The organism is Kineosporia corallincola, assembly GCF_018499875.1.
Lineage (GTDB): Bacteria > Actinomycetota > Actinomycetes > Actinomycetales > Kineosporiaceae > Kineosporia > Kineosporia corallincola.
Map to the genome: position 1 here is coordinate 516,414 of NZ_JAHBAY010000005.1, position 21,573 is coordinate 537,986.

The 21,573-nt window shown below is 69.6% G+C and carries 23 protein-coding genes; 12 read left to right on the plus strand and 11 right to left on the minus strand.

The genetic code is table 11. From position 1 onward, the window contains the following. Window positions 1-163 precede the first annotated feature (163 nt). On the plus strand, window positions 164-2,251 hold the full coding sequence (locus KIH74_RS14905) for a hybrid sensor histidine kinase/response regulator (protein WP_214156517.1): 2,088 nt from the start codon (window positions 164-166) through the stop codon (window positions 2,249-2,251). A gap of 9 nt (window positions 2,252-2,260) precedes the next feature. Here KIH74_RS14905 and KIH74_RS14910 read toward each other — a convergent pair whose 3' ends face one another. The 3 genes from KIH74_RS14910 to KIH74_RS38610 are packed head-to-tail and all read right to left on the minus strand — an operon-like array spanning window position 2,261 to window position 3,904. After that, window positions 2,261-3,118, minus strand: coding sequence for an aldo/keto reductase (locus KIH74_RS14910; RefSeq protein WP_214156518.1), 858 nt, complete (start codon window positions 3,116-3,118; stop codon window positions 2,261-2,263). Further along, window positions 3,115-3,549 (minus strand): cupin domain-containing protein, encoded by a 435-nt coding sequence (locus tag KIH74_RS14915; RefSeq protein WP_214156519.1) that lies wholly within the window; start codon window positions 3,547-3,549, stop codon window positions 3,115-3,117. Before KIH74_RS14915 ends, KIH74_RS14910 begins: the two co-directional genes overlap by 4 nt. A gap of 10 nt (window positions 3,550-3,559) precedes the next feature. Next, entirely contained in the window at window positions 3,560-3,904 is a 345-nt protein-coding gene (locus tag KIH74_RS38610) for a carboxymuconolactone decarboxylase family protein (RefSeq protein WP_214156520.1), read from the minus strand. A 226-nt stretch (window positions 3,905-4,130) separates the two neighbouring features. Here KIH74_RS38610 and KIH74_RS14925 point away from each other — a divergent pair, with 226 nt between their 5' ends. After that, window positions 4,131-4,385 carry a hypothetical protein gene (locus KIH74_RS14925; RefSeq protein WP_214156521.1) on the plus strand — a complete coding sequence of 85 codons (255 nt, stop codon included), beginning with the start codon at window positions 4,131-4,133 and terminating at the stop codon, window positions 4,383-4,385. 152 nt (window positions 4,386-4,537) lie between these two features. On the opposite strand, the gene KIH74_RS14930 is transcribed toward KIH74_RS14925, so the two are convergent. After that, window positions 4,538-4,936 (minus strand): roadblock/LC7 domain-containing protein, encoded by a 399-nt coding sequence (locus KIH74_RS14930; RefSeq protein ID WP_372492054.1) that lies wholly within the window; start codon window positions 4,934-4,936, stop codon window positions 4,538-4,540. After that, window positions 4,933-5,271 carry a hypothetical protein gene (locus tag KIH74_RS14935; RefSeq protein ID WP_214156522.1) on the minus strand — a complete coding sequence of 113 codons (339 nt, stop codon included), beginning with the start codon at window positions 5,269-5,271 and terminating at the stop codon, window positions 4,933-4,935. Before KIH74_RS14935 ends, KIH74_RS14930 begins: the two co-directional genes overlap by 4 nt. Window positions 5,272-5,655: 384 nt before the next feature. On the opposite strand from KIH74_RS14935, the gene KIH74_RS14940 reads away from it, so the two are divergent. The 4 genes from KIH74_RS14940 (at window position 5,656) to KIH74_RS14955 (ending at window position 9,147) form a co-directional block, all read left to right on the plus strand. Beyond that, window positions 5,656-6,021, plus strand: a complete 366-nt coding sequence (locus KIH74_RS14940) for a hypothetical protein (RefSeq protein WP_214156523.1) — start codon at window positions 5,656-5,658, stop codon at window positions 6,019-6,021. 60 nt (window positions 6,022-6,081) lie between these two features. After that, entirely contained in the window at window positions 6,082-6,576 is a 495-nt protein-coding gene (locus KIH74_RS14945) for a DinB family protein (protein WP_214156524.1), read from the plus strand. Window positions 6,577-6,684: 108 nt separating this feature from the next. Then, entirely contained in the window at window positions 6,685-8,436 is a 1,752-nt protein-coding gene (locus KIH74_RS14950) for an eCIS core domain-containing protein (RefSeq protein ID WP_214156525.1), read from the plus strand. A 108-nt stretch (window positions 8,437-8,544) separates the two neighbouring features. Continuing rightward, the gene (locus KIH74_RS14955) at window positions 8,545-9,147 is read left to right on the plus strand and encodes a TetR/AcrR family transcriptional regulator (protein WP_214156526.1); all 603 of its coding nucleotides are present in this window, start codon (window positions 8,545-8,547) and stop codon (window positions 9,145-9,147) included. Window positions 9,148-9,167: 20 nt separating this feature from the next. On the opposite strand, the gene KIH74_RS14960 is transcribed toward KIH74_RS14955, so the two are convergent. Beyond that, window positions 9,168-10,073, minus strand: coding sequence for a LysR family transcriptional regulator (locus tag KIH74_RS14960; RefSeq protein WP_214156527.1), 906 nt, complete (start codon window positions 10,071-10,073; stop codon window positions 9,168-9,170). Between the two features lie 116 nt (window positions 10,074-10,189). On the opposite strand from KIH74_RS14960, the gene KIH74_RS14965 reads away from it, so the two are divergent. Beyond that, the gene (locus tag KIH74_RS14965) at window positions 10,190-11,029 is read left to right on the plus strand and encodes an SDR family oxidoreductase (protein ID WP_214156528.1); all 840 of its coding nucleotides are present in this window, start codon (window positions 10,190-10,192) and stop codon (window positions 11,027-11,029) included. A 41-nt stretch (window positions 11,030-11,070) separates the two neighbouring features. After that, the gene (locus KIH74_RS14970; RefSeq protein ID WP_214156529.1) at window positions 11,071-11,247 is read left to right on the plus strand and encodes a hypothetical protein; all 177 of its coding nucleotides are present in this window, start codon (window positions 11,071-11,073) and stop codon (window positions 11,245-11,247) included. A gap of 18 nt (window positions 11,248-11,265) precedes the next feature. On the opposite strand, the gene KIH74_RS14975 is transcribed toward KIH74_RS14970, so the two are convergent. The 3 genes from KIH74_RS14975 to KIH74_RS14985 all read right to left on the minus strand — a co-directional run bounded on the left by KIH74_RS14975 (window position 11,266) and on the right by KIH74_RS14985 (window position 14,531). Beyond that, window positions 11,266-12,330: a hypothetical protein gene (locus KIH74_RS14975; protein ID WP_214156530.1), complete on the minus strand. Its 1,065-nt coding sequence runs from the start codon at window positions 12,328-12,330 to the stop codon at window positions 11,266-11,268. Window positions 12,331-12,633: 303 nt separating this feature from the next. Next, window positions 12,634-13,500, minus strand: coding sequence for a hypothetical protein (locus KIH74_RS14980; RefSeq protein WP_214156531.1), 867 nt, complete (start codon window positions 13,498-13,500; stop codon window positions 12,634-12,636). Window positions 13,501-13,604: 104 nt separating this feature from the next. Further along, on the minus strand, window positions 13,605-14,531 hold the full coding sequence (locus KIH74_RS14985; protein ID WP_372492055.1) for a DMT family transporter: 927 nt from the start codon (window positions 14,529-14,531) through the stop codon (window positions 13,605-13,607). Here KIH74_RS14985 and KIH74_RS14990 point away from each other — a divergent pair. Further along, a complete protein-coding gene (locus KIH74_RS14990) occupies window positions 14,530-15,945 on the plus strand; it encodes an aminotransferase-like domain-containing protein (protein ID WP_214156533.1) in 1,416 nt (471 codons plus the stop codon). The two genes, KIH74_RS14985 and KIH74_RS14990, sit on opposite strands and share 2 nt — an antisense overlap. 58 nt (window positions 15,946-16,003) lie before the next feature. Here the strand turns inward: KIH74_RS14990 and KIH74_RS14995 are convergent, their stop codons facing one another. Further along, window positions 16,004-16,618, minus strand: coding sequence for a TetR/AcrR family transcriptional regulator (locus KIH74_RS14995; RefSeq protein ID WP_214156534.1), 615 nt, complete (start codon window positions 16,616-16,618; stop codon window positions 16,004-16,006). Window positions 16,619-16,989: 371 nt separating this feature from the next. On the opposite strand from KIH74_RS14995, the gene KIH74_RS15000 reads away from it, so the two are divergent. From KIH74_RS15000 to KIH74_RS15010, 3 genes are read left to right on the plus strand one after another with little or no spacing between them, the layout of a single operon-like run. After that, complete coding sequence (locus tag KIH74_RS15000) at window positions 16,990-18,015, plus strand: PQQ-dependent sugar dehydrogenase (RefSeq protein WP_214156535.1); 1,026 nt, start codon at window positions 16,990-16,992, stop codon at window positions 18,013-18,015. Window positions 18,016-18,067: 52 nt separating this feature from the next. Next, window positions 18,068-18,805 carry an SDR family oxidoreductase gene (locus KIH74_RS15005; RefSeq protein WP_214156536.1) on the plus strand — a complete coding sequence of 246 codons (738 nt, stop codon included), beginning with the start codon at window positions 18,068-18,070 and terminating at the stop codon, window positions 18,803-18,805. Between the two features lie 27 nt (window positions 18,806-18,832). Then, window positions 18,833-19,720, plus strand: coding sequence for an SDR family NAD(P)-dependent oxidoreductase (locus tag KIH74_RS15010; protein ID WP_214156537.1), 888 nt, complete (start codon window positions 18,833-18,835; stop codon window positions 19,718-19,720). 120 nt (window positions 19,721-19,840) lie between these two features. Here the strand turns inward: KIH74_RS15010 and KIH74_RS15015 are convergent, their stop codons facing one another. Next, window positions 19,841-21,547: a GMC oxidoreductase gene (locus KIH74_RS15015; protein ID WP_214156538.1), complete on the minus strand. Its 1,707-nt coding sequence runs from the start codon at window positions 21,545-21,547 to the stop codon at window positions 19,841-19,843. Window positions 21,548-21,573: the final 26 nt, after the last annotated feature.

The window sequence follows — 21,573 nt, forward strand, 5'->3', positions numbered from 1 at the left end:
GTTGTTCACCCTGGTCGGCCCGGTCACCGGTCCGGTTCCCGGCGGGCCGAACATGTCGCCCGCCGCCCCCACGGCCCTGCCCGGCACCGCTTCGTTTCAGCGACGTTCGGCCCCGGCCGATAGACCGCAGGACAGTGCTTCGAACAGGCGGGGCGGGAGGCCCATGTTCATTGGCGAGGATGCTCTCCTGGCCGAGTACGGCCTGCCGGACCTCGCCCCGCAGGAGCAGTTGCGGGCGATCACCCGGGTGGCGGCAGCGGTGTGCGGGGTGCCGAACGCGGTGGTGAACCTGCTGGGCGGGTGTTTCCAGCATCAGGTCGGTTCGTCGGGTTTCGAGGGCGGACGTTCGGACCTGGGCGATTCGATGTGCGCGCGGGCGATCCACGAGCCGGAACTGCGGTACACCTCGGACGCCCGGAACGAGCCGTCGTTCCGGGACAACCCCTGGGTGAACGGCGTGATGGCACGGGTTCGCCTGTACGCCTCGGCGCCGCTGGTGCTGCCCGACGGCCGGGTGCTGGGCACGCTGTGCGTCTTCTCGGACGAGCCCGGGCAGCTCACCGGCGTGCAGCGGGCTGCACTGGCCGATCTCACCGGTCAGGTCGTGACGCTGTTCGAGCTCGCCCGGGTCTCCCGGGAGTCCCGCCAGGTCGCCGAACGGGCGCAGCGGCTCGCGGAGGAGGCCGAGCGGCGTGAGGCGCTGGTCAGTGCCGTGCTGGACACCATCGACGTGGCCGTGGTCGCGTGCGACATGAGAGGCCGGCTCACGCTGTTCAACCGGGCCGCCCGCGAGATGCACGGGGTGGACGCCGACTCCAGCCTGGACCCCGGGCAGTGGGCGGCGCGGTACGACCTGTTCTCCGAGGACGGTGTCACGCCGCTGGCGGCCGACGACATCCCGCTCGCGCGTGCCCTGCGGGAGGGCCAGGTGGACGACCTGCTCATGGTGATCGCGCCGGCCGGCCGGCCCGCGCTGACCCTGCGGGTCTCGGGACGCACCCTGCACGGCGACACCCTCGGCGTCGTGGGTGCCGTGGTGGCGATGACCGATGTGACGCTGTTGCGGGCCCAGGCCCGGGAACTGGCGCAGGCGCGGGACGCGGCACAGAGCGCGAACGAGGCCAAGTCGATGTTCCTGGCCACCGTGAGCCACGAGATCCGCACACCCCTGAACGGTGTGCACGGCATGCTGGAACTGCTCATGGACGACGGGCTCACCGAGGAGCAGCACGAACGGGCCCGGATCGCCCTGGTCAGTACCCGCACCCTGATCGCCCTGCTCAACGGCATCCTGGATCTGAGCAAGGGCGAGGCGCAACAGACCTCGCTGCGTCCGCGCCCGATCGACCCCGCGGCTCTGTTGCACGAGGTGGCCGACACCGTCCGTGGGTCCGCGTACCTGAAGAACCTGACGGTGCACGTGGAGGTCGGCGACGGGGTGCCGGCGCTGGTCCGGGCCGATCCCGACCGGCTGCGTCAGATCCTGCTCAACCTCCAGGGCAACGCGGTGAAGTTCACCACCGACGGAGGCGTGCGGTCGGCGCTCGAGGTGCCGCGGCCGGGGTATCTGCGTTTCAGCGTCTCCGACACCGGGCCCGGCATCAGCGCCGAGGAACTACCGGGCCTGTTCCGCCCGTTCCGCCAGGGCCTCGCCGGCTCCGTCCACGGCGGCACCGGCCTGGGCCTGGCCCTGTGCCGGCAGCTCGTCGAGCTGATGGGCGGAACCATCGACGTCCGCAGCCGCCCCGGGGGCACCACCTTCACCGTGGACCTGCCGCTCGACGCCGCCGGGCCGTCACCAGTGCCGGACCGGGAGCCGGTACTGCCCTCGGCCCGCTCCGGGGAAGCTCCGCTCCCCTCTCCGGAGCAGGCACCGTTGCGCGTGCTGCTGGTGGACGACGACGAGGTCAGCCGCCTGGTCGCCGGCAGTCTCCTGCGCCGGCTGGGTGTCGACGTCACCACCGCCGGCAACGGGAACGAAGCCGTCGCGGCTGCCGGGGGCACGTCCTTCGACCTGATCCTGCTGGACCGGCACATGCCCGGCATGGACGGGTTGCAGATCAGCCGCGCCCTGCGCCGGAACCCCCGCACCCGTGACGTGTTCATCGTCGCTCTCACGGCCGCCGGCGATGATCAGAAGCAGGAGTGCCTGGACGCCGGCATGGACGACTTCGTCACCAAACCCGTCAGCCAGGGTGACCTTTCACGCCTGATCGAGCGGTTCGTCGCCTCGCGGGCGGCCTCCGTCTGACACCCGGCGTCACCGGCCGCTGTAGACCGGGAAGACGGCGTTGTCGCCGTAGTCCCTCTCGTCCAGGTTCCGCAGGGCCTCCAGGTCGGCGGCGGAGATCTCGAAGTCCAGCGCGGCGTTGCTGCGCATGTGCTCCGGATTCGCCGTCTTCGGCAGGGAGACGGTGCCGAGCTGGATGGTGTAGCGGATGCACAGCTGCGGCACACTCACCCCGTACTTCCCGGCGATCTCGGCCACGGTGCGGCTTTTCAGGATCTCGCCGTGGGCGATCGGCGAGTACGCCTCCACCAGAATGTCTTTGCCCTGGCTGTAGGCGATCAGGTCGCTCGGGGTGTTGCCGGCGTGCACCAGGATCTGGTTGACCTGCGGGGCGATCGTGGCGTGCTCGATGATGTTGTCGAGGTCGGCCGGCAGGAAGTTCGAGACGCCGATCGAGCGCAGCTTGCCTGCCCGGTAGGCCTCCTCCAGCGCCCGCCACGCCTCGAGGTTGCCGTCGGCGTAGTCACCGCCGCGGAAGTCGTCCCACGGCTGCGGGGCGTGGATCAGCATCAGGTCGATATGGTCCAGGCCCAGCTTCGCCAGGGACTCGTCGATCGCGGCCGCGGCCTGCTCGTAGTTCTTGATCTCGGCGGCGAGCTTGGTGGAGACGAACAGCTCGTCCCGGGACACACCGCTGCCGCGGACGCCCTCCCCGACACCGCGTTCGTTGCCGTAGGCCTGCGCGGTGTCGATGTTGCGGTAGCCGATTTCGACGGCGGCCCGCACCGCCCCGGCGGCCTGGTCGTCGTCGATGAACCAGGTCCCCAGCCCGAGCTTGGGGATACTGACGCCGTTGGCCAGCGTGTAGGTCTCGTCCAGGATGCTCACGAATTCTCCTTCTCCGTCGGCAGTTTGCCGTACTCGTCGTCGGTGACCGGTTCGAGCCACTCGTTGCTCACGTCCTGGCCCGGGGTGATGAACGCCAGGTGGGAGAACCAGGAATCGGCCTTGGCGCCGTGCCAGTGCCTGGTGCCGGCCGGGACCCGGACCACGGTGCCGGGCTCCATGCTGATCGGGTCCGCGCCCTCGGCCTGGAACCAGCCGCTGCCCGCGGTGCAGATCAGGATCTGGTCACCACCGCCGTCGCCGCCGTGATGAATGTGCCAGTTGTTCCGGCAGCCGGGCTCGAAGGTCACGTTGCTGACCGGGACGCTGCCCGGCACCAGCGGCGCCAGGTAGCTCTGCCCGGTGAAGAACTGGGCGTACGCGTCGTTCGGCGCACCCAGCGGGAAGATCTGCTCGAAATCGTGGTCGCTCATGACGTTTTCCTCAGTTCCCGTTCTCGATGACGTCTTTCAGCACCGCGGTCGCGCCCATGCCGTTGGGCCAGCCGGAGTAGAAGGCCAGGTGCAGGAGAGCCTCTTTCAGCTCGTCGTCGGTCACCCCGTTGTGCCGGGCGTAGGCGAGGTGGAACCGGAGCTGGTCCGTCTTGCCCAGCGCGGTGAGCGCGGCGATCGTCACCAGGCTGCGGTCGCGCCGGGACAGGTCCGTGCGCTCCCAGACCTCGTCGAACAGGACCTTGTCGGTGTAATGCACGAGCCCGGGGGCGAAGTCCCCGAAAGCGTTCTGGCCGCCGGTCCAGCCGCCCGGTGTGGTTTCGTCGTCGTCTGTCACTACTGCTCCTGAAAGCCGCTCGCGTGCTGACGGTCTCCATGGAACACCCCGCCCGGGCGAGCAGGGAGTTTCTGATGAGGGGTGTACCGGCAGTACATCCCTCGGCCATCGGGATTCTCGCCCCGGCACGAGCGTCGGCACCGCGATGCCCGACACGTCGAGGTGCGCAAGGTTCGTCAAAGCACCAAAGTGTTCACAAACACCCATTCGCGACCAGGAGGATGAAGTGACGCAGACCCAGCCCCAGACCCCGCTGACCGCCCCCGCGACCAAGCAGTCGAATGTGCTGTCGATCGTGTCCTTCGCGCTCAGCGCCCTGGCTGTCGCCATCCTCCCGATCGTGTTCGGGGTGGCGGCCATCATCTGTGGCGGCGTCGCCGTCTCCCGCAGGGAGCGGCTCGGCAAGACCGCGCTGGCGGTCTCCGTCGTCGCGACGATCCTCGGTTTCGCCCTCGGCTACCTGGTTTTCGCGAGTCGCTGAGTATTTCCGCAGACCGTCGCCCGCCGGCAGGGGCCGCTGCCGGCGGGCGATGCCGTCCGATACAGGTCAGCGAGGGCCCGGATCAGGACGCGGCGGCGCCGCCCTGCGGACCCGACCCGTTCCGGGCGTCCTCACGACCCGCCGCCGGTGCTTCAGCCGTGACGCCTGATCTCCGGCGACAGATGCTGCCCGACCCGGTCGACCAGCATCGTCATCTCGTAACCGACCAGGCCGATGTCGGAGCTCGGGGCGGCCAGCACCCCCAGCCACGACCCGTCGGAGACGGCCATCAGCAGCAGGAACCCGCCCTGCATCTCCACCACGGTCTGGACCACCGAACCGGCCGCGAACAGTGACGAGGCGCCGTTGGTCAGGCTGCCCAGGCCGGAGGCGACCGCGGACAGCTGGTCGGCGCGGTCCCGTGGGAGCCCCTGCGAACTGGCCAGGAGGAGACCGTCGGCCGAGACCACGGCCGCGTGCGCCACACCGGGAACGCGCTGGGCGAACCCGTCGACCAGCCAGGTGACGTCGGCACCGGTACCCGTGTTCACTGGTTGTCTCCTTGCTCTGCGGAAGATCCGCGCTGGGCGCCATCATGGCCGTCGGTGGTGATGTGAGTGGTGAAGAGACTCGTCCCGGCCGGGTTGAGGGCCGGGGACGGACGGGGTTGGCCCAGCGCCCGGCGGGCACTGGTCAGCGAGCGCTGGTAGTTGCCCAGGCGGGCGCGCAGGAGCACGGCATCGACGCCCTGATCCAGCCGGCCGGCCAGACTGGGCCACCGCTCGCGCGCCGGAGCACGGCCCGGCTCCCGGCCGGAAGCGGTGTGGCGCTGGTCGCCGGTGGGTGGCCGGCCCAGCTCCCGCAGGAAACCTCGCAGGTCGATCATGCTCTCGTCATTGCTCCCGACCAGATCGGCGGCTTGCTCGGCCGTCTCCTGATCGACGATGACGCGGTGTCGGCCATGAACCTTCCGTTTCAGCTCGGTCGTTCCCTCAGGGGTCAAGTCACAGCAAGGTAGTACGAACCCGCCGTCTGCGGTATGCATTCCCCGGGCACTGCCCACCTGCGAACGGAAGACTGCTCGTTCAGGCCCAGGACCAGGGACACCCAGGGCGCACTGGTCCCGCGGCCACTGCTGTGCCCGGTCCAGGTCCCACCCGCTGCCGGCGAGGGCGGAACAACCGGTTCCGGTCGGGGCCGACTGTGTGATCGTCGGTGCCGGGCCCGCCGGATGTGTGCCGGGCGGCTGAGCGAGGACCCCTCCTGCCGCGTGGTCCTGCTCGAGGCGGGCATCATGACCGGCGCCGAGCAGGCGTCCCGTGGGCCGGATGCTCGGCGACGAACCGTCCCCGTACTACGCCAGGCGCTTCAGGACCACGACGCGGCCTGGCAGACCGCCGAGGCCGAGCTGACCAAGCCGCGGTACGCGGTTCTGCGTGCGGTCCAGCAGGCACCCGGGATCGAGCACACCGCCCCGCCCGGCGCCGTCGTCACATCCACCTCGACGACTGGTGGTCCCGCGCCGAGAACATCCGTCCGGCCGGCTCTTTCGTCGTCACGGGTGACAGCCGCACCACCAGAACTGGTGGACGACGAAAACCGCCCACGATCAGCGAACTACCGGCCACGAGGGTAGTGCACACCTTCCGCACAAAGCCGGATGAAAGGTGGTCGGTGACAAGCTAGGTTGTCTCGCATGGCCGAGACACAGCGCGAGCCCGTGCCCAGAGTCGACACCGGTGAACTCGAAACAGCCCTGGCCTTCTTGGACTTCTCTCGTTCCTGCATGCTGAAGAAGGCCGAAGGCCTGTCCGAGGACCAGCTGCGGCGGCCGCTGGTCGACAGCGGAACCTCGATCCTCGGCCTGGTCCGGCACCTCACCGTGACGGAGCGCTGGTGGTTCGGCCATCATCTGCTCGGCCATCCCGCAGACCCCGACTGGGACTTCGGAATGACCGTTCCGCCAGAGGTTTCCGTGCAGGAGGTACTCGACGACTACCGCGCCGCCATCGCCGAGAGCGATGCCGCGGCCCGGTCGGTGGGTGACCCGGCCATACCGCTGGCCCGGCAGGTCGACGGTGAACGGCTCAGCATGCGGTGGATGCTGGCGCACATGGGCGCCGAGGTCGCGCGGCACGTCGGGCACGCCGACATCCTGCGCGAGCAGCTCGACGGCACCACCGGACGTTAGTGGTGCGCAGGGCCCCCGGCGAGACGGGGCCGTCCCAGGGCTCAAGCACCACGCCGATCCTGCCGAACCTCCTCGGTGGCACGGGTTCCCGGAGAGGACGGCATCCTGGTGACGGCTTACGAACTGGCCAGACCTGCTCCGGACAGCAGACCACCTGCCCGGAGACCATCGTCCCCCTCTGAGCCCGGCGCCCGGAATCCCGTCCTGGCCGCCACTGCGCTGGCCGTCCCGCCCGAACCCGCGCGCCTTCGCCGGTCGCGGGACCCGCTGGGCGGGCACGCGGTTCCCCCTGCGCTACGGAGCGTCCTGCGGGCCCGGGCGTCCACCGGGCACGCGCTGCCCCCGCAGGTGGCCCGTGACCTGGGCGGCCGCTTCGGTCAGGACTTCACCGACGTGAGCATCCACCACGACGCCGAGGCGTCCGACATCTCACGGGCCCTCCAGGCCCGGGCTTTCACCGTAGGGCGCGACATCTACTTCCGGGCCGGGGCCTACGCGCCACACTCGATCCAGGGGCGAGAACTCCTTGCGCACGAACTGGCCCACGCCGTCACCGCCGGCCCTCCGGCAGGAGTCCCGATCGTCCAGCCCGCGCAGGCGCCGGGCGAGGAGCAGGCGGACGACCTGGCCCACGCCGCCCTGACCGGCCGGCCGATCCACAGCCACCACACGATCGCCGGAAGCAGACCTTCTGGTGACATCTTCCGGGCCGTCGACAAGGACTGCCTCAACGTCGTCGGGGAGGATCATCAGGTGTCCGGTGCGAACCGCATCCCCGAATGGGCCTTCCTGCTGTTCAAATACGGATTCATCGACACGCAGATCCACGACGAGCTCGGCTTCACCCTCCCCCACGCCGGAATCAAGTTGCCCGGCGACGACTTTCGGGCGAGAGCCGCAGCGAGCGTCGCCCGGGCGGCCACGGCGGCGGAGCATCTGCTCAACTCCGCCCAGGGCTTCCACGACGCTCAGACCTCCTCGACCCTGACCGTTTTCCGGGACACCACGGACAACTACGTCAAGAACCTCGGCGACATCGTGCTCTCATGGCTGAAGATGCTGAAAGAACAGGTGCAGCAGGCCCAGTTCGAGCTTCAGGTGTTCCAGCCGGTCCAGGCCCGGATGAACGAACTCACCGACGCCGGCCAGCTGACCCCGGAGGATTCCACGATCATGGATCCCAGCCGCGACACCTATCCGGACACGGTCCAGCTCGTCACCCTGGCCACGGAGTTCGCGACGCAACTGGCCAGCGACCACGCGGATCTGGAGCAGATGATCGGCGAGCACAGCACCGCGATCCGGGCGTCCATCACCGAAAAGTCCGCCACCTGCACCGATGCGATGTTCACGGTGCCGGTCCCGGCACCCGCGTTCGAACCGGCGCTCCAGGCCGTCCGACGCTTCGCCGACGACGCCAAGACCCTTCGGCTACCGCTGGTCCCGGACACCGTGCAAGCGCGGTCCGAGACCATGCTCGACCGGGTTCTGCTCGCCCGGAAGAACGAGCCCGGCCGCACCGGAGTCTGGAAGGTCGGCGAGGAACACCTTCCCCAGATGGCGGCCGAGGTCACCCGCCGGAACCTAACCCAGCACCTGGCCGACCAGAAGATCACCCTCACCTCTCAGTCAGCCTTCGAAGACGACATGCGACTGTGGCCAGGCCTGGACCCCGAAGGCGCCGCCCGGGCAGCCACAGCCGTCGCCGCCGTTCTCAACCCCGGCACCGTTCCCCCACCGCCCGATCAGCTCGCCCCAGGACCACCTCCCTCACCCCAGGCCGACGGGGGCCTCCCAACGGATGACGACGACGCCTCCAGGCCCACCAAGCGGGCCAAGCACGAGCTACAGGGCATCTGAACCCGATGGTTCCACCGGGCCGCCGGCCTCGAGGTTTGCTTCAGCGCACCAGTGCGATCAGCTCGGCCCGCCCCGAGACCCCGGCCTTGCGCAGCAGGTTGGAGAGATGTGACCGCAACCCCTCCGCTGGCCGAGCGCAAGCGCCGTGAGGCGCGGCGACGCATCATCGAGGCCGCCGACGAGCTCTTCCTCACCCGTGGTTTCGACCATGTCTCGGTCACGGACATCGCCGAGCGCGCCGAGGTCGGCCGCACGACCTTCTTCCGCCACTTCGGCGACAAGCAGGAGGTTGTCTTCGCGCGGCAGCAAGAGCTTTTCGATGCCATCACCAGCGCCACGCAGCAGGAGACGACGAGCCGTACGGGCACCGCCACCGAGGCGCTACGCCAGTTGCAGCCGCTCTTCCTCCAGCTGTGCGAGCGGCTCACCGCAGACGCGGACGGCTACGAGCGTCACTACCGCCTGATCGAGCAGCACCCGGAACTGCGCGCCCGCAACGCGGTCAAGAATCACCAGATCGCCGACCTCTTCGCCGATCTGCTCGCCCGTCGCGGTTTCGAGCCGGCGGTCGCCCGGTTCGCGGCCGAGACCGCCCTGGCCTGCTACCAGACGGCCCGGCGCCTCGACGGGGGCCCGCACACCATGGTCGCCCAGGTCGGCGCGGCCTTCGACCAGGCACTGCGTCTGGGGTCCGAACCGGGCGACGCCTAGAGGCTGAACTCAGAATTGGGTCAGGACGCCGGGCTCACCTCAGGCACGCGGGACCTGACGCCGTCCACAAAATCCCGCACGGTGGAGGCGATCTCACCCTCGCGGTGCCCGATCCACAACCTCGACGGAGAAACCCCCTCGACGGCGCGTGAGACCAGGCCCGGCAGACGGGTTCCCGGCGGGGCCACCGAGGCCGGGTAGAACGCCACCGCCTGATTCAGCCGGACGGCGGCCAGCACCTCGCCCGGTGTGGTCACGGCCGGTCCCGGCCGCCACGGTCGCGGGTTCTCGTCGGCCGCGGCCCAGTGCGCGGCCTCGGCCGCCGACATCCGCGCCCACGTGGTGATCGGCTCGTCGAGCAGGTCGGCGAGGACGACGACGTCGCGGTCGGCGAGCCGGTGCCGCTCGGGCAGGATCACCACGCGCGGCTCGCTGAGCAGGAGGTGCTGCCGGACACCGGTCTCGTCGAACTGGTCACGCAGCAGAGCGACCTGATGGCTGCCCGAACGCAGGTGGTCGGCCTGTTCCCGGGTGTCGTCGCTGACGAAGTCGACCGCGTCGTGGAACGAGCACAGCCGCGCCGCCAGCGACACGTCACAGATGTGGACGCTCACCGTGAGCCGGGGCGTGCCCGCGGCGCGGGCGTCGCGCACCGCGGCGTGCATGCGCGAGTCCAGCTCCTGGGCCGAGGCCAGCAGGCTGCGCCCGGCGTCCGTGAGTTCGAGGGAACGGGGCCGGCGGATCAGCAGATCGACGCCCACGGAACGCTCGAGGGCCTGGATCGCCCGGGACAGCGCCGGCTGCGAGATGCGCAGGCTCTCGGCCGCGCGGGTCAGGTTGCGCTCCTGCGCCACCGCCGCGAAGTAACGCAGCTGCCGCAGATCGGGCTCGGGCACGAGCAGGTCCTCCGTCGTCGGGGCGGGCATGCACGAAATGCATGGCGCCATAACCAATCGGCCTTGGACCAGGCTCCGCAACGGCGCGCATGCTGGTGACTCCACTCCGAAAGTGCTGTCCCAGTCTACGTCCCGATAGGAACGTCATGCCCTCCACCGTCCTGATCACCGGCAGCTCCTCCGGCTTCGGCCGCGCCGCCGTCGATCGCTTCCTCACCGCGGGCTGGAACGTCGTCGCCACCCTGCGTGATCCCGCCGCCTGGCAGGGCGAACCGTCCGACCAGCTGCTGGTGCAGGCTCTCGACGTCCGCGACGAGGAGTCCGTGGCAACCGGCGTGACCGCCGCCGTCGAGCGCTTCGGCGTTCTCGACGTCGTGATCAACAACGCCGGCATCGGCCTGTTCGGCCCGTTCGAGGCGAGCCCCGCCCCGCTGGTGCACGAGGTCTTCGACACCAACGTCTTCGGGCCGATGCGCGTGATCCGCCAGGCACTGCCGGTCTTCCGCGGCCAGGGCCACGGCCGGTTCGTCAACCTCTCCTCCGGCAACGCCACGGTCCCGATGCCCCTGCAAAGCGTCTACAGCGCGAGCAAGAGCGCCCTGTACGCCTTCTCCGAGTCCCTGACCCACGAACTCGCCGGGCAGAACATCCAGATCAAGGTGGTGGAACCGGGATTCGTGCCGGACAGCAACTTCTTCAGCACGACCTACGGACGCTATGAGGGACTTTCGGTCCCCGAGGCCTACCAGCCGACCGTCCGGGCGACGCTGGCCGGTTTCGCCGATCAGCCGCCCGCCGGATACCTGGCCACCTCCGCCGACGTGGCCCAGGCCCTGCTGGACGCGGCCACCGACACGTCCGGACGGCTGCGCTCGCGGGTCGGGCAGGACTCGCACGCCCTCGAGCAGGCTCGCCGGCAGTCGGACGCCGACTACGACGCGTGGCGGGAAACGTACTTCTCCGCAACCGCGTCCAGCCGTTCGTGAGGCCCGCACCGCACATGCCCAGGACGTCACCAGGAGACCCGTTGCCCGACATCATGTTCCCGAGCGTGGACGAGGTCTTCTCACCGCGCATGGAAGCCCTGGTCTGCGACCTGGTGCTCGGGGACGCACGACACGGCCTGAACCCCGAAGACCTCTCCAGCCCAGCACAGCCAAAGGGCCGGGCAGAACGCACCGAACCGCAGAAGAACGTCGTGTGATCGTTCCGGCTCCGCCGGTCAGGTCGTGCCACCGTCCCGCTGCGCAAGAGCCAGACGCAGAGCCCGCTCCTGCGCAGCGGCCAGCCCTCTCAAGACCAGCGCCGCCATCTCCCCCTCCGACGGCGCCCCCACCGTGCTCCACTCATACAGCTCGCGATCCGAGTGCTCGGCCTGGACCACCAGCGGATGCGAAAGCAGCGTCCGCAACAACGGATCGTCCTCGTCCCGGACCTCGACGTCCACGACCGGCCGAATGCCGTCATGAAGGAAGAGCGACCACTCACCCTCCTCGCCCGGGCCGAATCCCACCTCGGCACAGACCTCTTCCGTGGTGAAGGTCAGGTCATCGTCGTCAAGGCCCTCTGGAAGACCCACCCACCTGGACGGACAGGCTGCACGGGCCGCAGCGACCTCGGGTGAATACAGCTTCCCCAGCAGTGTGTCGGCCGGATCGAGGCCTGGTTCCGGCTCCGGCGGCGCCAACTCCGGCACCACGTCACCGAAGGCTTGCAGCTGCATGAACAGCAGCGTCTGAAGTCGGCCAGGATCGTTGTAGCCGGTTGGTAGCGGGCGGTTCGGATCCGGCTCCGCGTCCTGCTGTCCGATCGTATTGCCGAGAATCACATGCGGGCACACCCAGTTGCGTGGCTTCCGGCGGTTGATGTGCGCTGGACGCAACAGGACGAATTGCCCCTGGTCCTGCATCGTTTCGACGGGATGTCGCAGAACTCGCCACTCCACCTCCGGCGCAGCCGCACGGGCGATGAACACCTCGCCGAAGTACGCCACGACAGCCCCCCACAACCACATCCGGTCCGGCCTCATCGCTTCTGCCCGGCGCCGATACGGCCGCCACCGCGCCCACGGCGGGAAATCCCTCTTGGAGTCACCTACGCCTCCATCAGCGCCGGAGAGATGATCGATCGCCCAGGACCACAACGGGCGCAGACTCTCGACACTGCGGTCCAGATCAACCCCCGACTGCTGCTGCAACCACGAAACCCCTTCGGGGACGTGGTCCAGCCACTCACGAAGACGTTCCTCGTCCTCTGCCGGAATCCCCCTGAAATCATCCAGGTTCACAGGTCCCCCTTGAGCCCTCCTACTTCGAGGGCGCCAATCGTTCTTCGCCGAAACCCCCCGAACCGTCACACTGCACGAGGTCTTGCCCGCAGCCGCCAGGATGCCTCGGTCATGGTGGTGAGATCCTGCCAGCATCACGCGCCGCGAGTGCCTCATGCAGAGCCTGCGCCTGAGCCGCGGCCAGGCCGGACAGAGCCAAAGCAGCCATTTCCTCCGCGGATGCGGTAGCGGCCGTGGTCCATTCATAAACTTCTCGGTCAGTGCGTTCCGCGTCGACGACGAGAGGATGCGCACGTAGCACTTTCAGCAGCGGGTCGGGTGAAGCCTCAGCATCGACCAGTGGCCACCCTGCCCAGCGAATCCGATTCCCTCGCAGACCTCTTCGGTAGTGAAGGTGAAGTCATCGTCGTCCAGTCCATCGGGTATCGCCACCCACCGGGGCGGGCAGACCAAGCGCGCCACGCCGACCTGCGGGGCGTCAAGCATGCCCCGCAACGTGCCCCCGGGGTCCTTGTCGGACTCAGCGGCCGGGGCAGTCAACTCCGCGACTCCCTCGCCGAACTCCCTCAGGCGCATGAACAGCAGCGCCTGCAAGCGTCCTGGATCGTCCCTGCCCACCGGAAAGCCGTCCTGGGAGTTCACGTCCATGCTCTGCGCTTCAAGGAGCACGCCGACCGTCTGGTGCGGACAGATCCAGTTCCGCGGCTTGTTCCGCTTGATGTGAGCCGGACGCAGGAGCACGAACTCTCCTTGATTCATGACACTCTGAACCGAATGCCGAAAGATCCGCCATTCCACCTCCGGCAAAGTGCAAAAGGCGATGAACACCTCACCGAAGTACGCCGACAGAGCACCCCACAACCACAGCTGATATGGCAATTCCCTCTCGGACGCATAACGGTAGGGTCGCCACCGCGTCCAGGGGGGAACCTCGTGCGGAACCGCGAGACCTGCTCCACCATGCGCGATGTGATCCATGGCCCAGATCCAGAGCCCGCGCAGACTTTCGGCGCTGCTGTCGAGAATCAGTCCCGATCGTTCCCGCAGCCAGGTGATGACATCGGGTACGTGCGCATTCCAGTCCCGAAGTCGTTCAGCGTCTTCGGCCGGAACACCCCTGTAGTCATCTGCGGTCAGAGGTGCGCGCGGCGTGCCCATGGTCATCAGCATGCCGCACCCAAGGTTCCGCTCATCCGCCACGACACGGCCGCCCGAGCATTTTGCCCCACCCCGGCCGAACCACAAGACGACTTCCCGCAGGAAACCCGTCATCCTCAACCGGAACGCCCCGACAGCCGCGCCCGAACGGTCAGCGCGGCGCAGGCCACGACCGCGACGCCGCCCGCGAGCGTCTGGGCCGTGAGCGGTTCGGCCAGGAACCCGGCGGCCCACAGGATGCTCATCACCGGCTGGGCCAGCTGCACCTGACTGACCTGGGCCATCGGCCCGATGGCCAGGCCGCGGTACCAGGCGAAGAAACCCAGGTACATGCTGACCAGGCACAGGTAGCCGAAGGCGGCCCACTGCTGGCCGGTGGCGTGCGGCGCCCCGGCGCGCAGCGCGACGGCGGTGAGGACTGTCGTGACCGGCGCCGCGACCACGAGCGCCCAGGAGACCGTCTGCCACGAGCCGAGTTCCCTGGACAGCAGGCCGCCTTCGGCATATCCGACGGCAGCCGCCAGGACGGCACCGAACAGCAGCAGGTCCGCGAGCCGCACCTGCCCGAGCCCGCCGGACCCCAGCATGGCGAACACCACGGCGGCCACCGCACCGGCCAGCGCGAACAGCCAGAACGAGCGGGCGGGGCGCTCGCCGGTGCGCACCACGACGGTCAGGGCGGTGGCGGCCGGCAGCAGGGCGATGACCACCGCCCCGTGGCTGGCCGGCGCCGTGGTGAGCGCGTACGAGGTCAGCAGCGGGAACCCGAGCACGACGCCCGCCGCCACCACGGCCAGCCGCCACCACTGGCGTCCTCGTGGGCGGGCCTGCCGGGTCAGCCGCAGGGCCGAGGCAGCCAGGAGGGCGGCGACCACGGCCCGACCCGAGCCGATGAACAGGGCCGGCAGGCCTTCCACGGCCACCCGGGTGAAGATCACGGTGAAGGAGAAGGCGGTGACGCCGAGCAGGCCCCACCACAGTCCGGCCCGGCTGGGCGATAACGGCGGGGCCATCCGGACGGTAACGCTACTGTGGGCACTCATGAATGACGGTAGCAGTGCCCGGATCACGGCCGACCTGAGAGCGTGGGTCGAGAGCGCGTCACCGGGCGCCCGGCTGCCGTCCAACCGGGAACTGTGCGCCCGCCACGGTGCGGGGCCGGTCACGGTGCAGAAGGCGGTGCGCGCCCTCACCGAGCTGGGTCTGATCGAGAGCCGTCCTGGGGTGGGTACTTTCGTCCGGCCGGCCACGTCGGCTCGGCCGATCGATCACAGCTGGCAGACGTCAACGCTCGGGGCGGCGCCGATCCGGACGGCGCTGGCGTCGTCCCAACGCCCGATCACACCGGGAGCGATCGCCCTGCATGCCGGATACCCGGACCGGGAGCTGCTTCCCGAGCGGCTCGTGCGCTCGGCCGTCACCCGGGCCTCCCGGTCCGAGGCAGCGGTCCGTCGTGCGCCCGTCCACGGGGAGCCGGAACTCCAGGCCTGGTTCGCGGGCGAACTGGCCCGCACGACGGCCGCCGGCGTGCAGCCGCCCCGTGCCCGTGACGTGCTCATCCTGTCCGGCAGCCAGAGCGGGCTCAGCTCCGTCTTCCGGGCCGTCGTCGGCCCGGGCCGGCCGCTGCTCATCGAGTCGCCGACCTACTGGGGCGCCATTCTGGCGGCCGCCCAGGCCGGGGTCCGGCTGGTCCCGCTCGCCACGGGCCCGCAGGGCCCGTCCCCCGAAGCCGTCGGGCAGGCGCTGCGGGAAACCGGTGCGCGGGCGTTCTACGCCCAGCCCACCTACGCCAATCCGACCGGCGCGCAATGGCCTTCCGAGGTGAGCCAAGGAATTCTGGACGTCCTTCGCGGGCACCACGCGTTCCTGATCGAAGACGACTGGGCCCACGACCTGGCCATCGACTCCGACCCCACACCGGTGGCCGGCCACGACGACAGCGGGCACGTCATCTATCTGCGGTCGCCGACCAAGAGCGTGTCCCCCGCGCTGCGGGTCGCCGCCGTCATCGCCAGAGGCCCCGCGCTGGAACGCATCAGCGCCGACCGGGCCACCGAGACGATGTATGTCAGCAGCCTGCTGCAAGCCGCCGCGCTGGACGTGGTGACGCAGCCGGCCTGGCGCAGCCACCTGCGGCGGCTGCGCCAGCACCTGCGGGCCCGCCGTGACCTGCTGGCCGAGAGCCTGCGTGAGCACCTGCCCGGCTCGCACCTCGAACTCCTGCCCCGGGGTGGCCTGAACCTGTGGCTGCGGCTGCCGGACGGCGCCGACCCGCACGCGCTGAGCCGGGCCACCGAGGCCCGCGGAGTCGTCATTGCTCCTGGCACGGAATGGTTTCCGGCAGAACCGTCGGGGCCGTACGTCCGGCTCAACTACTCCGGCCCGGACCCCGGCCGGTTCCCGGAGGCCGCCCGCATCCTGGCCACCTCATTACGGGACACCGGCGTTCAGCCGTGATCTGCCGCATCCCCTCACCGCCGGTGTGCGCTGTCCCGCCGCCCGGACCCACCACTCATCACGAGCGCGGCGACGCCCCGTCCAGGGCGTTGGCCACCAGGGCGCCGGCGAAGGACTCACTCAGGGGCGCGTCGGGCACGAGAAGCCGGTGGTAGCAGGCCCCCCACAGCTGATCCACCAGCATGCTCACGTCGACGTCGTCACGTAGTTGGCCGCGCCCGCGAGCGCGTTCCATCGCCTCGATCGCGAGAATTCTCCGGGGCATGGAGTATTCGCGGGAGAAGGCGCTCTTGAGGTCGGGGTCGGTCTGTGCGGCCCCGATCAGTTCCGCGATCACCGGGCCGGCGCCGTCCTGGGTGAGGAGCCGGACGAAGGCCCGCAGCTGCCGGGTCAGGTCGGCGCGGATGTCTCCGGTGTCGGAGAATTCGAGCACCTGCTCGCTGCGGGCGAAATAGGCCTCGGCGGCCAGGGCACCGGCGGAGGGCCACCACTTGTAGAGCGTCATCTTGCTGGATCCGGCGGTGAGGGCGACTCTTTCGAAGGTCACCGCCTTGATGCCCTCGGTGAACAGGAGCCGGCCGGCGGCCTCGAGCACGCCGGCGCGGACCTCGGCCGCGGGTCGGCGCCCGCGCCCTCGCCGGACGCGTTGCACCGGTTCGTCCTGCCGCTCCATGACTTCCCTCCACCGTAGACCGCGTCACGGTAATGGACCGTCCGTCTTCATACAAGCACCTTTGAATGTGGACGACTAGTCCACATCCATGGTTTTATATGGACGTCTCGTCTACATGATGATGGGGATCGCCGGGCCGGCGCATCCCTTCCCAGTGCACCGATGCCCGAACCGCAGCGAGCCAAGGAGCTTTCATGACCTGGCCACCCGACCAGCCGCAGGAATCGAGTTGCGGGGAGCGCGTCCGCGCCGGGCTCGTGGCGATCGGCGCCACGACCGTCCTGACCCTTGCCGGTTGTGGCACCAGCACGTCGGCGTCCACCCAAACGTCCCCCCAAACGTCCCCCCAAACGTCCACTGAGGCCCGGGCGGTGGCCCCTCCGGCCGGCTCCGGCCGGGACGCCCCGATCGCCCGCATCGACACGGTGACCGAGGTCGTCTCCGGGCTGGACATGCCCTGGGGACTCGCCTTTCTTCCCGACGGATCGGCTGTGTTCTCCGGACGTGCCTCGGGCCTGATCCAGCGGCTGCCGGTCGGCGCCGACGCCCCCCGGACGATCGGTGAGGTTCCGGGCGTCATCCAGAGCTCGGAGGGTGGGCTCCTGGGAATCGCTGTCTCACCGAACTTCTCGACGGACCGGCGGATCTACGCCTACGTCTCGTCCCGTCCGGCCAACCGGGTCGTGGCGCTGCGGGTGGCCGAGGACTTCGGTGCACTGACGCAGGAGGCGGTGGTGCTGGACGGCATCCAGAACGCCGACCGGCACCACGGTGGACGCATCGAGTTCGGCCCGGACGGGAATCTCTGGATCGGGACCGGGGACGCCTTCGAGCCCGGTAACGCGGCCGACGAGACCTCGCTGAACGGCAAGATCCTGCGGATCCGTCCGGACGGGAGCATCCCGGACGACAACCCCTCGGGCACCGCCGTGTACTCGCGGGGGCACCGCAACGTGCAGGGCCTCGAGTTCGGGCCGGACGGCACGGTGTACGCCTCGGAGCTGGGCCATCGCACCTGGGACGAGGTCAACGTGATCCGGCCGGGCCTGGACTACGGCTGGCCGGCGAACGAGGGCACGCAGGGGGACGCCGGTGAGCCACCGCTGTTCGTGCTGCGTCCCGACGACGCCTCGCCCTCCGGACTGGCCCATGCCGGCGGATCACTGTGGCTGGGCGCCCTGGGTGGACAGCGCCTGTGGCAGCTGCCGGTGCGGGACGGGGTGGCCACCGGCGAACCGGTCGCGCACCTGGCCGGCGAGTACGGCCGGATCCGCACCGTGGAGACCGCGCCGGACGGGTCGCTGTGGATCACCACGTCCAACACCGACGAGGCCACCTGGGGCGGCACCGGCCCACGACCGGGCGACGACCGCGTCCTGCGGATCACGCTCCACTGAAACGTCCGTCGTCATCGGCGGATCCGAGAATTCACATCTACGGAGGAACACCGTGAGCAACTCCCCTTCCCGCTCGGTCATCGTCACCGGCGCCTCCGGCGGGATCGGCCGGGCCGTGGCCGAGCGCCTGGCCGCCGACGGCATGTCCGTGCTCGTGCACTACGCCGGCAACCCCGCGACGGCCGAGGAGGTCGTCGCGGGCATCACCGCCTCCGGCGGCACGGCCACCTCGTTCGGCGGGGACGTCGCGGACGAGACCGCGATGGCGAACCTGTTCGAGCACGCCACCACCATCTTCGGCGGGATCGATGTGGTGGTGAACGCGGCCGGCATCATGCCGCTGGCCCCCGTGGCCACCATGGACCTGGAGACCTTCGACCGGGTCCAGCGCACCAACGTCCGGGGCACGTTCGTGGTCAGCCAGCTGGCGGCCCGGTCCGTGCGCGCGGGTGGCGCGATCATCAACTTCTCCACCTCCGTCACCCGGCTCCAGCTGCCCACCTACGGCGCCTACGCGATGTCGAAGGGTGCGGTGGAGGCGCTGACCCTGATCCTGGCCCGCGAGCTGCGGGGCAAGGACGTCACCGTCAACGTCGTGGCTCCCGGCCCGACCGCGACGCCCCTGTTCTTCGAGGGCAAGCCGCAGGAGGTCATCGACCGCATCGCCGGCGCGAACCCGATGGAGCGTCTGGGCACCCCGCAGGACATCGCCGAGACGACGGCCTTCCTGGCCGGGCCCGCCCGCTGGGTCAACGGCCAGGTCATCTACACCAACGGTGGCGCGGCCTGAGCCCGCTCCACCGGCGAAAGGAGTTCCGTGTCAGTCATTCTCGTCACCGGATCCAGCACCGGGATCGGTAACCTGACCGCCAGGACCCTGGCCCGCCAGGGCCACACGGTCTTCGCCAGCATGCGCGGGGTCAATGCCCGCAACGCCGCGATCTCGGCGGAGTTCACCGAGCTGGCCGAGAGGGAGAACCTCGACCTGCACGTGATCGAACTCGACGTGTCGTCACAGGACTCGGCCGACACCGCGGTCAGGACCGTGGTGGAGCGGGCGGGACGCCTGGACGTCGTGGTCCAGAACGCCGGTCACCTCTACGTCGGTTACGTGGAGGCGTTCACCGACGAGGACCTGGCCCACCTGATCGACATCAACGCCATCGGCGCCCACCGCGTCAACCGGGCGGCGCTGCCGTACCTGAGGGCTCAGCGGTCCGGCACCCTGGTGTACGTCGGCAGCACGATCATCGTCACCACTCCCCCGTTCCTGGGGCCGTACGTGGCGTCCAAGGCCGCCTTCGACGCGCTGGCCGTCGTCACCTCCTACGAGGCGTCGCAGTTCGGCATCGAGACCAGCATCGTCATGCCGGGGGCCATCACCGAGGGCACCCAGCACTTCCCGAACGCCTCCCGGGCCTCCGACACCGAGGTCAGCGCGGCCTACTCGTTCCTGGACCCGCTCGTGGCCCGGAACGAGGAGGCCACCGCCGGCCTCATGCAGCCCGGGGTCGACCAGAACCCCCAGGTGGTGGCCGACGAGATCGCCGCGGTCATCGCCCGTCCGCGCGGGCGCAAGCCGTTCCGCACGGTGGTCGACTTCACCGCCGCGGGCGTCGATCACGTCATGGCCTTCTCGGACCTCACCCGTCAGGCCTTCGTCCACCGCATGGGATTCGGCGAGACGCTCGAGCTGAAGAACTGAGGGGATCCAGCCGGTCCGGGCGAGCCTGACCGGGAATCGGCTCGGACCGCGACGCACATGGCCTGGCCCAGAACCGGTACTGCTTCTGGGCCAGGCCATGTCACCTGAGATCGATTGCTCTCAGAGCGTCCCGTCAGCGAGCTGCCGGGCGGCGTACTCACAGGCGCGGGCCGTCATCGCCATGATGGTCAGCGACGGGCCGACCGCTCCGTTGGAGACGTAGGCGCTGCCGTCGGTGACGAACAGGTTGGGCACGTCCCAGCTCTGGTTGTGCTCGTTGAGCACCGAGGTGGCCGGGTCGGTGCCCATGCGGGCGCCTCCGCACTCGTGGATGGCCGCACCCATGGCCAGGCTGAGCTTGATGCCCCGCTTGAAGATGAACCGGCTGATCGGGTCGGCGTCCGGCCAGATCTTCCGGTCGTCCAGGCCGAGCGTGGAGCCGACGAAGTTGATCGTGTAACCGGCGGCCTGGGCCATCTCCCGCATGCCCGCCACCTGGGCACGCATCATGTTGCGCTCGTTGTCGGTGACCCGCATGTGGATCCGGGGCGCCGGGATGCCCCAGTGGTCCTTACGGCGCTTGTCGATGGTGATCCGGTTGTCGTAGTAGGGCAGCATCTCGCCGAAGGCCATCAGGCCGACCGTGCCCGCGTTGCCGTCCGGCACGGGAAGACGGCCGATCGTGCCCTGCACCCCGTAGCCGCGTGCGTACCCCCGCTCGCTCTGGCCCTCCAGGTTCTTGAAGCGCGGGATGTAGACCCCGCCGACCGGGGCGTAGTACGGGTCCTCGGGGGCGGGGTTGATCGTCTCGAACCCGGGATGCTTCGGGTCCTCGGCGAAGAGCAGACTCGGCGTCTGGTCCATGAAGTAGCGGCCGAGCAGCCCGGAGGAGTTGCCCAGACCGTCGGGGTGGCCGTCCGTGGCGGAGTTCAGCATCAGCCGCACCGACTCGATCCCGGAGGCGCACAGCATCACGATGTCGGCGAAGACCCGGTGCTCGGTCCTGGTCAGGCGGTCGACGAACACCGCACCGTCGGCCCGGCCGGTCTTGCGGTTGATCGTGATCTGCCTGACCACCGCGTCGGTCCGCGTCGTCAGCCGGCCGGTCTCCCGGGCGGCCACGATACCCAGCGGAACCCGGTGCAGATTCGGCGCGGCGTACCGCCACGGCACGACATTGCGCTCCGGCCAGCGACTTTCGACGACGGACTTGAACTCCTTCTCCGACTCGGTGGTCAGCGAGGGCCCGCGGTACTGCCCGTCCGGCAGCTGCGGCAGGTTCTCCTCGGTGCCGTACACCCCCAGGAACTTCTCCACCCGGTCGTAGTACGGCGCCAGGTCGGCGTACCCGAACGGCCAGTTCACGCCGTGGCCGTCGTAGTCGGCGGCCTTGAACTCGTGGTCGGACGAGCGCAGCAGCATCCGGCCGTAGGAGTGCAGGCGACCGCCGAGCACCCGGCCCCGGATCCACAGGAAGTCGTCGCCGTCGACCGTGTAGGGGTTCTGCCAGTCGTTCACCAGGAACGGACTGGTGGTGTCCTTGAAGAAGGCCCGCAGGGACTGCCGGTACTGCCCGCGCAGCATCGCCTTGGAGCGGCCGACCAGGCCGATGTTCATCTTGGCCGGGCGGGTGGGCGGCGCGGGGGTGAAGTCGGCGTCGGTGATGTCCCGCCCGGCCTCGAGCAGCAGTACCTCCAGCCCTCTTTCGGTGAGCTCCTTCACCGCGATGCTGCCGGCCGCGCCCGAGCCGATGACCACGGCGTCGTAGCGCTTCTGGGGCAGGGTGGACCCGGACGTGAAGGCGGACGAGGGGGTGAAATCTGACATGGTCTTCCCTTGACTGTTAATGGTTT